Genomic DNA, 11,554 nt, shown 5'->3' with positions numbered 1-11,554 from the left:
GACACCGTCGTGATCCACACAACGCGTCCTCGCTGACCTTGATGAGTCGCCCCGGTGAGTCCGGAGACTTATTGGTGTGACAGCCCGGTAGGTTGCTGGGCTGGGTGTTGAGCGTAGTAGGCCGATTCCATCTCTGCAGGCGGGATGTCACCGCAGTACCGATAGAGGCGCCGGTGGTTGAACCAGTCGACCCATTCAGCGGTGGCGAACTCAACCTGCTCGACGCTGCGCCACGGGCTACGTGGTTTGATCAGCTCGGTCTTGTAGAGGCCGTTGATCGTCTCGGCGAGTGCGTTGTCATACGAAGATCCCACTGCCCCGACCGACGGTTGTATCCCGGCCTCGGCGAGACGTTCGGTCAGCGCAATCGAAGTATATTGCGCGCCTCTATCCGTATGGTGCACAACATCTTTCACCTCGGCTCCCGCTCCTTCTCAAGTCCAGATCGCATGCTCGATCGCGTCGAGAACCAACGTGGTCGTCATCGTTGTCGAGGTGCGCCAACCCAGGATCCGCCGGGCATAAGCATCGATGACGAACGCGACGTACACCCACCCCGACCACGTGGACACATAGGTGATATCGGCGACCCACAATCAGTTCGGCGCCCTCGGCGCGAACCGGCGTCGCACCAGATCCGCCGGCCGCGGTGCGGCCGGATCAGCGACCGTAGTGCGCTTGATCCGGCCACGCACCGCCCCAGCCAGCCCGAGGGCTTTCATCAATCGTTCGACCGTGCAGCGGGCTACCGCGATGCCCTCACGATTGAGCTGCAACCACACCTTCCGTGCCCCATAGATACCGAAGTTCTCGCCGTGAACCCGCCTGATCTGGACTTTCAGCTCTTCGTCGGCGACTTCCCGTTTCGTCGGAAATCGTTGTCGCTGTTCGTAATAGGTCGATGGGGCGATCTTCACGCCGAGCTCGGCCAGCCCGGCGCAGATCGACTCGACACCCCATCGCAAGCCGCCGACCTCGCGGTGACCCTGGTGTTCGCTGATGAACCGCACAATCAGCGCTGAGGCCGGTCCAGTTCGGCCGCGAAGAAAGCCGACGCGGCTTTCAGAATTCCGTTGGCGCGCTTGAGTTCTGCGTTCTCACGCCGCAGTCGCTTCAACTCCGCGGACTCATCGCTGGTGATGCCAGGACGGGCACCGTCATCGACCTGGGCCCGCCGGACCCACTGCCGGACTGTCTCCGGCGTCGCGACGCCGAGCAGGTCAGCCACGGCCCGCATCGCGGCCCACTCCGACTCGTGCTGATCCCGGATCTCGACCAGCATCCGCACCGCACGTTCACGCAGCTCTGGCGGGTACTTGCTCCTCGACATGACTCCATCCTCTCCAAGAGATGAAGTCCCCGGACACGCCGGGGCGACTCACGTTCTGGGCTGGGTCAAGCCTGGAGTGTGTCCCGCGTGTCTCCGGCGTCGAACGGTCGCGCGGCCACCAACCGACTCTCGGAGATGACCTGAGCGACACGAGTATCGAACTCGGAGCACCAGCGGCGGATGCGCTGACCGGTTTAGATCAAGCTGGCGAAGCGCTGCGGGTGTGGCGTCGGCTCTGTTGCCGGGCCGCGATGGTTCCTACAGTCCTCTCTGAGCCAGCGCCAAGATCATTCGCATGCGCGCGGTGACATGCCATTTGTCCCGAGCGAACGCTCCGGAGGGATTGTGGATCAACTCGGTTGCCTCTTGGAGGGTTGCCGTTCGCCCGGCGGTGAAGTAGTCGAGTCGTTGCGCATCTGCGTCGGCAGCGATATCGGACACGCTTCTACAAGTTCTCGCCACCCCCAGCACCGCGCAGTTCAAGTGCCTCGATTGCAGTGCGATGGCACTGAACTCGATGCCCAGTACGTCAGTGCTGTCGATACCCAGCTCGCGTTTGAGGCCGCCCAGGGCGACACCGGTGATATCGACTTGACCTGCGACAATGTCGGACACCTTGACCCCCTGCTCCATTGAGCATGTCCATCGACGCCCGCTCTGTGCCTCGCCACCGCCTGCGCGGGGGTCTTTGGAGAGCAAAAGGATCTGGTCGTCTTGGTCGATGACCGCCACCTCGACATAGAGGCTGGAGGGGAACCGGAACCGGTAGTTGCCGGCATCGTTGTCGGTATCGAGCAGTGCACCCACGAGGCGTCCTGCGAGGTCTCGTAGGTGGCTCTGTTCTTTGTCTGCCGCTGCGGGGCCTGTCCGATGGGCCCGGAGGAGCTGTCGATTGAAAGTGTTCTCCACCCACCACAATTGGGGTTCGACCAGTATCTGGGGCGCTATCGTGTCCCCTGGTTTGCCCCGCAGGATCCTCGACACCGAAACCTTGTAGTCGTGGGTGCCGTGCTCGACGTCCTCCGGAAGTTGTTGTCGCAGATACGCACTAACCTCCGGGTCCCGGGCGGATGTGTCGATGGCCTGCTCGAGTTGTCCTCGTGTCGGGTCCTCGATTCGCTGGTACCGAGAGCTGTCGAGTGCGCCGTCGACCGTCCGGCAAATCACGCTGCCCACTGGTTGCGCCCAGCTTGTAAGGCAGATCGCGTCATCGACGGCGAAGAACCCCGGCACCGATACGGCGTCCAATGTTGCGCGGGCATGCTCGGACGCCAGGTCAGTCGTAGTCAGCTGTTCGGTTATCCGGCCGTTGGCTGGTCCGCCGGCATCTGTCCGAGTGCTGTAGGGCACTCCATCTGGAAACTCCGAGGAGGGTGGTCTCGCCGTCTTCTGGGCCTCGGTCCATCGGGCCGTCCATACCTGTTCGGAGAAAAGTTCCTCGCTGACCGCGACGCCTACCTCTTGCGTGTAGCCGTGGCATCCCTCCACGAAGGCGAGCACGACCTCGAGAGACGGCATGCCTTTTCCCCTGGGCGCGGCCCACGCAGCGCTTCGAGAAAGAAACCGGTTCGATTTCGCGGCCGCTGCTTCGATGCGTCCGAAGCTGGGTCTGCCGCATGCATCGCGCAGCACCTCGAGCTCGGCCGCCAGTCGGGACTGGTTTTCGCTTGCCGGTGTAGTCATGGCTGGATTTCCTTAGGTCGGAGGGTTAGAGGGGCCAAATGGCTTGAACCCAGTGGAGTGGCTCGAGACAAGCCACGACCACCACGATCACGACAAACCGTGCCGTGTGTGCCCAGCTAGCCATCGCCTGCCGCACAGTCGCCCCGATTTCGTGCCACATCCCGTTGCCGATTCGCTTGCTGGAGTTCATGTATCAAGTTCAACCGCTGGAGGTGGTGTTGGCATCGCCAACGGACAGCATCGGACAGCGATGGACAGATCCGGTCAAGAATTGATCGGTACCAAGGGGCCGAGACTGACCATCAGCCCAGCGGGGTCCGCGGTAACGCGCGTGGCTTCGCGGATCGGAAACGATTGTTCTCGAGACACTCAGTGGCGAACCGGTTTCCCGCAGGTCGGTTCTGTAACGCTTGCTGTGTACGCGGCAATGTCAACCTGTCGGAGGTTCGTAATACACTCCGCGCCATGAGAATCGGTTATGGGCGGGTCTCGACCCGCGATCAACATCCCGAAGCCCAGCACGACGCACTCACCGCGGCCGGGTGCGAGGAGATCTTCCTCGACAAGGCCTCGGGCAAACTCGCCCTGCGCCCGGAGCTGAGCAAAGCGCTGCTTGTGGCCCACCGACCAGGCGACCAACTGGTGGTAACCAAACTCGACCGCCTCGGCCGCTCCCTCGAGCACCTGATCGAGTTGTCGAAAGCCCTCCAAGACCGCGAGGTCGATCTGGTGGTGCTCGATCAGGGCATCGACACCTCCACCGCGGTCGGGCGCATGTTTTTTCAGATCCTGGGCTCCATCGCCGAATTCGAGCACGCCCTGATGTCGGAACGTACTCGCGACGGTCTGGCCGCCGCCCGCGCCCGCGGGCGAACCGGCGGGCAGAAGCCCAAACTCGGACCACGGCAGGTAGCCCTCGCCCGGCAGATGTACGACGAACTCGACGACCACGGCAAACGCCGGTACACCGTCGAGCAGATCGCCACCGAATTCGGCGTCACCCGACCCACCATTTACCGCCATCTCTCCGCCGCCGCAGCAAAAATGGAGGCATGAGCACGGTCGAATTGACCGAATTGACCGACGCCGAGCGCCGGCACGCGATGCGCCGCTTCGAGGTATTGCGTCCCCACCTGCACGACGAGGTGCCGCTCACGTGCGCCGCGGCCGAAGCCGGTGTGCCACTGCGGACCGCTCAACGGTGGCTGCGCCGCTACCGAACCGCAGGGTTCGCGGGGCTCGCCCCAGCCCGGCGCCGATCGGGTGAGCGGCGCACCCGCCCGGATCTGGTGCGCCTGATCGAAGGCATGGCGCTACGACGCCCGCGCCCATCACTGGCGGCGATCACCCGCCGATGCGCCCGGATCGCTACCGACCAGGGATGGGTACCGGTGTCCTACAACACCGTTCGCTCGATCGTCACCGCCCTCGACCCGGCCGTGCTCACCCTGGCGCACGAGGGCACGGTCGCGTTCCGCGATACCTTCGAGCTGGTCTACCGGCGCCGCGCCGAGTGTCCGAACACCATGTGGCAGGTCGATCACACTCAACTCGACATCCTGGTCCTGGATTCCGAGACCGCGCGCCGGCCGTGGCTGACGGTGGTGCTCGATGACTATTCGCGGGCGGTGACCGGCTACACCGTCACCCTGGGCGCACCCTCAGCGCTGAACACGTCCTTGGCGCTGCGCCAGGCGATTTGGACCAAATCCGACCCGGCGTGGCCGATGTGCGGACTGCCCGAAATCCTGTACGTCGATCACGGCAGCGACTTCACCAGCGAGCACCTCGCCCACGTCGCGGCCGATCTGAAGTTCCAGATCGTGCACTCCACGGTGGCCCGCCCGCAAGGCCGCGGGAAGATCGAGCGGTTCTTCGGCAGCATCAACACCGAATTACTCGCCGAACTGCCCGGCCATCTCATCGCCGGTAAGCCGGTCACCGCACCGGCGGTGTCGCTGCGCGAGCTCGATGAGCAGATCGGCCGGTTCCTCACCGACACCTATCACCGGCGCGTGCATTCGGAGATCGGATGCACCCCACAACAGGCATGGATTGCCGAGGGCTGGCTCCCGCGCATGCCCGAGAGCCTGGAACATCTCGACGTGCTGCTGGTGCAGGTCGCCGCGCGACGGATGGTGCACCGCGACGGCATTCACTTCCAAGGCCTGCGATTCCTGCATCCCGCCCTGGCCGCGTACGTGCGCGAATCGGTCACCATCCGCTACGACCCGCGCGACATCACCGAGATCCGGGTCTTTCACAAGAATCGATTCCTGTGCAAGGCCGTGAGCCCCGACCACACCGGGGACACCATCGGGCTCAGGGACATTCAGGCCGCTCGCCGTGCCTACCGCCAGCGCGTCCGCGCCCAGATCAACGAACGCATCACCGTGGTGGCCGACTACCTGCCCGCACCCTCGCGCGTCCGCGCTCCCACGAGTCCGGCGCCACCGCCGGCGCCACCGCTTCGCGCCTACCTGGAGGAGTGAGAATGCCGCAGCCGCGGAACTGGCCGTTCATCGCCACCAAGGAATACCGCCGCTTCGTCGAGTTCGCCGACACCGTCAAACGCGACCGCACCATCGGAATCTGCTACGGAGCAGCAGGAATCGGGAAAACCCTGTCCGCATCCCGCTACGCCCGGTGGGACAAGGCCGAACCCCTGCTCAGGGACTGGGGACCCCGCCAGGAGTCAGACAAAGACATCTACGCCGCACTGGCACGCTCACGCACGGTGTTCTACACACCCACCGTCGCAGCCGCCCCGCGCGAACTGCGCGAAGACCTCAAACGGCTGCACAGCCGGGTCAATATCTGTATCGACCAGCACGTGGACACCCACGTCGGTCCGCGCCCGATGCCCGACTACGTCGAGCTGGTCGTCATCGACGAATCCGAACGCCTGTCCGCGATCGGGATCGAGCACCTACGCGACCGATATGACCGCAGTGAACACGGGCTTCTGCTCATCGGCATGCCCGGCATCGAGAAGACCTTCTCCCGCTACCCCCAGCTCTACAGCCGCGTCGGATTCGCCCACCATTACCGGCCATTGACCGGCGAGGAGCTGACATTCGTCTTGGCCCGGCACTGGCACAAACTCGGCCTGGAATTGGACTCTGGCGACTTCACCGACGCCCAAGCCGTAGCTGCGGTCGCGCGTATCACCGGCGGCAACTTCCGTCTCCTTCAACGCCTGTTCGCCCAGATCCACCGAATCCTGAAGATCAACGACCTGCACACCATCACCGCCGACGTCGTCGAAACCGCCCGCAGCACACTGGTTATCGGCGCCACCTAGACGTGCGAGAAGACCGCCACTTATCGCTGCGAGTTCACAGCGCCAGGACGGGTCCGCCGTTACGGTGTCGAGAAAACATGTTGCAAAGTCGGAGTGTTCAAAAATCCGTGTCAGCCCTTTCTCGTACAGTTCCGGGCATGGTCTCCAAGTCGACCGCACTCGATCTCCCGGAACCGCTTGTCCTCGACGGGGATGCGCTCGATCCGATCGGAGGCGGGGGAGCGCTCGTCGGGTACGGGCGGGTCTCGACCACCGGCCAGTTGCTCGACCGCCAGCTCGCCGCGCTCACCGCGGCCGGCTGCCAGAAGATCTTCACCGACAAGAAGTCGGGCAAGGACACCGAGCGCGCCGAACTGTGGAAGTGCCTTGAGTACATGCGCGCCGGCGACACCCTCGTCGTACCGTCATTGGATCGGCTCGGCCGCTCGCTGCAGGATCTGATCTCGATCGTCGCCGGACTCCGCAAGCGCGACATCGGGTTCCGGTCGCTGCACGAAGCGATCGACACCACCACCCCCGGCGGGCGACTGGTCTTCCACGTCTTCGCCGCACTGGCCGAGTTCATCCGCGAACTCATCGTCCAAGGCATCAACGAGGGCCTGGCCGCCGCGCGCGCTCGCGGGCAACGCCTCGGACGTCCACCGGCGATGACCGAGGAACAGATCCGCCAGGCCCGTGCGATCCTGACCCGGCCCGAAGAAACCGTCTCCTCGGTCGCCCGGCTGCTCGGCGTCTCACGCTCGACGATCTACAAGTACGTCCCCGACCTCGCCGCCGCCGGAAAGCCGAGCATCGACTCCTCCGCGGTCTCGATCACGACCTGACTATTCGTCGGCGGGGATCAGTCCACGGCGCTTGGCCTCCGCCCGATACTCTTCGGCGGCTTCGCGACACTGAGCGGCGGCCTCAGGATCACCTTCGCGGTTAAATTCCGCTTCCTTGCTCTCGAAATAGGGGATGTGCTGAAGAACGTCATCGTCTTCTTTGGTGTCAGGCTTTCCGGATGAGGGCGTCCATGACGGCATGACTGGATTGTGCACCCGGACTGGGGCAATCCAGTGTTGCGCCGTTCACTGCGGCGAGCCTGCAGAGCTGCTCTTGCGTCGCCGGTAGGCACGCTGGCGGTCGCGACGAATTCCGAAGAGGGAGAACATCGGTAATGGCGAAGAAGTTCGCCGGCCGACGAGCTGGTCGGGCTCGGCGAGGAGATCCGGCCGCACCCCCGACGACTTCCGTGCGGGCATCCTGTTCGCCTGCAAGCTATTCGCCGATCCCGACTTCGACTACTGAAAAGCGGGGTGCTGCACCAGCAGGTGCAGCACCCCGGCGTGACGCCTACCGACTGCGTCGTCGCCCGGCCGGGCGCGACATCCAGGAGATGTCAGGGCCCTGCATCTTCATCGCCATCAGCTGCCCGGCTTTGTCGAGCTCGGGCCGCATCGTCTCGCGGATGTCTTCGAGCATCCGGGCCTGCTGAGCTCTGACCGCGCTGTTGTTGTTGATCGCGTCCTTCACCGAGTCCATCCAGGACAGGTTCATGGTGTCTCCTCTATCGCGATCCGGTGGTTGGTGTAGCACGCCCGCCTGTCTGCGGATCGCTGGTCAGAACAGTTTTCGAGCGTGCGACGCGCACGGTATCGACCAGGGGTGCAAAAGCTTCCAGCGTGCGATTTGTGAAGGCACTCATCGCGGCCGCGGTGGCGAGGCGACGCCGGGATCTCCACCGTCTCGAACGACTGAGAGAACGGCAGCTGGGGCGCCGGTGAGGCGAGTACACGGCGCCGGGGCGATCCGACGCTGTCGTCGCAGGTCGACCCCGCAATGCCGCGATAGAAGACGGTGGTCGCGCCGAGGGGGCACCAGACGCGCAAAACCCCGGGAAGACATACCTGGCCTCCCCGGGGCTCCACGCACGCTTTATGCGCCGGACTCCAGAGCGCTCTGAAGGGGCGGCCGACGGTGCTGCCTCCGAGGAGGCGTTTCAGGTGCGGTGTCGACGACGTAAGTCCGAAGCTACGGCACCGGCATCGCCGCTCGCAAGTACCCGGCTGGGATCTTCGACGCTAGCGTGAGGTTAGACCCCCCTGTATCGTTAGGTCATATGTTATTACTAATCAGGAACGCGTTCCGCCGCACGCAGGAGGGCAGCAGGCTGTCATGGGAAGACCAGTCCGATTGACCGCAGCCAACGAGGTGGCCTCGCGTCTGCGAGGGCACTACGGCGCGCCGTTGCGTCGGGAGTTCGTGGTCCGGTCTGAGCGCGGCGAGCCGACACCGCTCAACCGGCTCATGAGCAGCCAGGGCGCAGCCGGTGGCGGCCGCGGCGGACGGCAGCGGCTGGCGTTGCTGCTGACCGCGCTGTGGGTGTGTTCGAAGCCGCCTCACAGCACGAAGCATTCGGCAGGCTGGTGGGCGGAGATGATCGGGCTGCCCGAGCCTCGAGGTCAGGCGGCAGGCCGGTCCGTGGTCGCGAATCTGAGAGAGCTCGACCGTCGGGGATTCATCACGCTCGAAGCCGGCCGCGATGGCCTGCTGCCGAAGGTAAGCCTGCGCAGCGAGCTCGGCACCGGCGAGCCGTACGTGAGGCCGCATCTGGATCCGTACCCGAGTTTCATCAGGGTCCCCGAAACCCTGTGGACCAGAGGCCTCATCGGCGAGCTCGATGCGCGAGCGCTGGCGATGTACCTGCTCTTGATCTACTACACCAATTTGGACTCCAGAAACGAGATCTGGTTCTCCAACACCGCGTTCCGGGAGCGCCATGGGATGGCCGAGGCGACCCGCCTCAACGGGTTGAACACGTTGGTGAACCTGGGCGTCGCCACCATGCGCGAGGACTATGTCGACGCGGCGCACGACGTCGGCTACCGCACCATCAAGCGCCGGTTCTACCGGCTGGACCCGCTGTACATCCCGCCGGCGACATCCAAGCCCGACACGGAGCCGAAAGTATCCAACACCGACATTGAGCCGAAGCCCATGAATCGGTGGCCGGAAGCCGTACCCGAGATCGACCCATGGGCATCGTTCCCAGCGGGGAACCAACCCACTGGGGCGAAGCACTTCGACGACGAAACACCCATCTTCTAGCACTCGCTCAGCACGCAGTTGCACACCGGCCCGCGAACACTCATGCCTGTGTCGCAGCGCTATGGGCTGGACTGCGCACAACGATGTTGCGGCTGCACGTCGGTGGGGTAGGCCATCATGCGGGCATGGGAGTGAAGATGAAGCCAGAGGTATCGCGCCGGTATTGGCGAGCGCTGACGGCCAACGTGGTCGGGTTGATCTGTGACGCTCAGACCCTGCTCGAGCACGAGTCAGCGGGGCGGGCACGGTCGCTGCTGATCTTGGCTCGCGAGGAACTCGCGCGAGCCAACGCGGTCTACAACACCGCCCACCTCAGCTGGACCGAGGGCCGGGGGATATGTGAGTTCCCGAAGCACCACCTCAGCTTCTCGACCAGCCACCCGAACAAGATCGCGGCCACCGACAGCTACAGCCGAGAGTTGGGCCCGTTCTGGGGCGACTACGACGACATTCCGCCACTGAGCAGCCAGGCCGAGATCGACCACCTCAACAGCGACAAGCAGGCAGGGTTCTATGTCGACTCCGCGGCGGGTAAAGGCGGGCGGTTCGGTTCCCCGCTCGATGTCGAGCCCGACCCTGTCCTGAGTGAGTTGCAGGTCGTAGCCCAGCTCGCCGAGATGTCGCTGATCAGGGATCACACCCGAATGCGGGACGGCGACCAGCCCTACGACTCCACTTACGACCTTCAGAGTGAACTGACGCCGATTGCGCACCCCGAAGAGTTCGCCGAGTTCATCGCCGAGATATCAGCGGCAGCAGACGAGTCTTGAACCGCGCGGGCTGGACGGCCGCGAGCTTCCCGAAACGAGTTTCCGAGTATCCGCGCCCCGGCTGGTCCACTGCCAGCCTCCAAGCCGCACGGCGCGGGGGCGCAGAACGTGCTCAGTTCAGTGCTTGCATTGACTTATGTCCGCTGCTCCGTACATCAGTTCAGCCGTGGCCCTGATCATGGGCGGGGCCAGCATCTGGCATGCACGCAAGGCATACAAGCTGACCGAGAAGGCTGATCTCCGAGCTGCGGCTGCAGAAGAACGAGCCAAGACAGCAGAGCAGCGAGCCGAGAAGGCGGAACAACGAGCCGCAGAGCGCAGGAACTTCCGGTGGGAAATCCTGGAGACGGCAGGGTCGGTCGGCCGTGGCCCTCGGGGCCACTACAGCGTCTCGGTAGTGAATCGAGGGCTTGATACCGCCCATCACGTAGTTATCTCTCTCGAAGCTCCTTTCGCGAAACCGGTGAAAAGAAGCTTCGAAGCTCTCGACTGCGACACACCTGTCGAAGTCGAGACCGAGTGGCATAAGCCCGCATGGCTCCAGAACCTGCCGGACAACCTCCGAGGGCCGGACATGCCGGGCATTGGCCCCCCAGACAAGTGCGCGGTTCGGATCTCATGGCGTTCGGAGCACGGGGTCTGGGACGAGCAGGAACTCATGTGGTCGACCTCAGGTGGAGAGAGCTGACCGCCGATCCTTGCTGATGCGGTGCTTATAGGTCGTGGTGGTGTCCACGATCGCCGCGCCGACGGCGTTGGTCTGCACCGAGGAGATGCCCTTCTTCGCCGACTCCTTGGACCCGTACGCCGCGATGATCTCGCCGTTGCCCGCCTTGAGTCCGCGCGCCAGTCGGACTGGCACCAGGACAATCCCGATGATCTCCAGCTCGCGATCAACGTGATCCCCGACGATGTGCCGACGCAGGGCTGGAAGGACCTCGCCGCAGGAGGGAACGAGCCAGTAGCCGGGACCTGCACTAGGTTCCGGTCAGGGCGTTGATGACCGCCGAGGCTTTGTCTCGGCGGCCATCCTGCTCTTGCAGTAAGACCGCGGTGGATGGTGAGCGCGTACGGGTTTTACGAACACGCGCAACGTCCCGGGATCCCGAGCAAGCTGCGGATGCAGAGGTCAGCACAGTCTCCAGGGTGGGCCGGTATTGGAAACCCCTTCGGCCACTCAGTGTTCTCATCGTGGTAAGCGCCACTCAGGTCCGCGCCGCCCAGGTCCGCGCCGGTCAGGTCCGCGTCGCCAAGTTTCGCGCCGGTCAGGTCCGCGCCGCGCAGGTTCGCGCTGGTTGTAGTCCCGACGCCGACCCGCGATCAACTTCCGGTCTTCGTCATCGAGGTAGAAGAACCGCTCCAGCTCAACACGGGACA

General features: G+C 64.3%; 10 protein-coding genes and 2 pseudogenes. 6 read left to right on the top strand and 6 right to left on the bottom strand.

Annotated elements, in window-relative coordinates; translation table 11 throughout:
• Positions 1 to 68: 68 nt before the first annotated feature.
• A pseudogene (locus tag BOX37_RS33415) lies at positions 69 to 1,330 on the bottom strand (IS3 family transposase).
• A gap of 258 nt (positions 1,331 to 1,588) precedes the next feature.
• A complete protein-coding gene (locus BOX37_RS22820) occupies positions 1,589 to 3,013 on the bottom strand; it encodes a hypothetical protein (RefSeq protein WP_156910495.1) in 1,425 nt (474 codons plus the stop codon).
• Positions 3,014 to 3,478: 465 nt separating this feature from the next.
• Between BOX37_RS22820 and BOX37_RS36210 the strand changes: the two are divergent.
• The 4 genes and pseudogenes from BOX37_RS36210 to BOX37_RS22800 all read left to right on the top strand — a co-directional run.
• A pseudogene (locus BOX37_RS36210) lies at positions 3,479 to 3,826 on the top strand (recombinase family protein); the annotation flags it as partial.
• 239 nt (positions 3,827 to 4,065) lie between these two features.
• Positions 4,066 to 5,505 carry a Mu transposase C-terminal domain-containing protein gene (locus tag BOX37_RS22810; protein WP_240505010.1) on the top strand — a complete coding sequence of 480 codons (1,440 nt, stop codon included), beginning with the start codon at positions 4,066 to 4,068 and terminating at the stop codon, positions 5,503 to 5,505.
• Between the two features lie 2 nt (positions 5,506 to 5,507).
• A complete protein-coding gene (locus tag BOX37_RS22805; protein WP_071929414.1) occupies positions 5,508 to 6,317 on the top strand; it encodes an AAA family ATPase in 810 nt (269 codons plus the stop codon).
• Positions 6,318 to 6,454: 137 nt separating this feature from the next.
• Positions 6,455 to 7,141, top strand: coding sequence for a recombinase family protein (locus tag BOX37_RS22800; protein WP_084759993.1), 687 nt, complete (start codon positions 6,455 to 6,457; stop codon positions 7,139 to 7,141).
• Here the strand turns inward: BOX37_RS22800 and BOX37_RS34195 are convergent, their stop codons facing one another.
• Together BOX37_RS34195 and BOX37_RS22795 are read right to left on the bottom strand one after the other, a co-directional pair.
• A complete protein-coding gene (locus BOX37_RS34195; RefSeq protein WP_156910494.1) occupies positions 7,142 to 7,342 on the bottom strand; it encodes a hypothetical protein in 201 nt (66 codons plus the stop codon).
• A 310-nt stretch (positions 7,343 to 7,652) separates the two neighbouring features.
• Entirely contained in the window at positions 7,653 to 7,856 is a 204-nt protein-coding gene (locus tag BOX37_RS22795; protein ID WP_071929413.1) for a hypothetical protein, read from the bottom strand.
• A 636-nt stretch (positions 7,857 to 8,492) separates the two neighbouring features.
• Here BOX37_RS22795 and BOX37_RS22790 point away from each other — a divergent pair.
• Both BOX37_RS22790 and BOX37_RS22785 read left to right on the top strand, forming a co-directional pair.
• The gene (locus tag BOX37_RS22790; RefSeq protein WP_156910493.1) at positions 8,493 to 9,407 is read left to right on the top strand and encodes a hypothetical protein; all 915 of its coding nucleotides are present in this window, start codon (positions 8,493 to 8,495) and stop codon (positions 9,405 to 9,407) included.
• Positions 9,408 to 9,532: 125 nt separating this feature from the next.
• The gene (locus BOX37_RS22785) at positions 9,533 to 10,177 is read left to right on the top strand and encodes an AbiV family abortive infection protein (protein ID WP_167659975.1); all 645 of its coding nucleotides are present in this window, start codon (positions 9,533 to 9,535) and stop codon (positions 10,175 to 10,177) included.
• Between the two features lie 670 nt (positions 10,178 to 10,847).
• On the opposite strand, the gene BOX37_RS22780 is transcribed toward BOX37_RS22785, so the two are convergent.
• A complete protein-coding gene (locus BOX37_RS22780) occupies positions 10,848 to 11,039 on the bottom strand; it encodes a YegP family protein (protein WP_240505009.1) in 192 nt (63 codons plus the stop codon).
• 215 nt (positions 11,040 to 11,254) lie between these two features.
• Positions 11,255 to 11,461 (bottom strand): pentapeptide repeat-containing protein, encoded by a 207-nt coding sequence (locus tag BOX37_RS33410; RefSeq protein ID WP_084760970.1) that lies wholly within the window; start codon positions 11,459 to 11,461, stop codon positions 11,255 to 11,257.
• Between the last annotated feature and the right edge of the window lie 93 nt (positions 11,462 to 11,554).

This window comes from Nocardia mangyaensis (assembly GCF_001886715.1).
Lineage (GTDB): Bacteria > Actinomycetota > Actinomycetes > Mycobacteriales > Mycobacteriaceae > Nocardia > Nocardia mangyaensis.
This window is presented reverse-complemented; position numbering and strand designations above follow the sequence as displayed.

Coding starts and splice junctions, on each gene's coding strand:
- BOX37_RS22820 (WP_156910495.1), bottom strand. CDS start 3,013: ATGACTACACCGGCAAGCGAAAACCAGTCCCGACTGGCGGCCGAGCTC.
- BOX37_RS22810 (WP_240505010.1), top strand. CDS start 4,066: ATGAGCACGGTCGAATTGACCGAATTGACCGACGCCGAGCGCCGGCAC.
- BOX37_RS22805 (WP_071929414.1), top strand. CDS start 5,508: ATGCCGCAGCCGCGGAACTGGCCGTTCATCGCCACCAAGGAATACCGC.
- BOX37_RS22800 (WP_084759993.1), top strand. CDS start 6,455: ATGGTCTCCAAGTCGACCGCACTCGATCTCCCGGAACCGCTTGTCCTC.
- BOX37_RS34195 (WP_156910494.1), bottom strand. CDS start 7,342: ATGCCGTCATGGACGCCCTCATCCGGAAAGCCTGACACCAAAGAAGAC.
- BOX37_RS22795 (WP_071929413.1), bottom strand. CDS start 7,856: ATGAACCTGTCCTGGATGGACTCGGTGAAGGACGCGATCAACAACAAC.
- BOX37_RS22785 (WP_167659975.1), top strand. CDS start 9,533: ATGGGAGTGAAGATGAAGCCAGAGGTATCGCGCCGGTATTGGCGAGCG.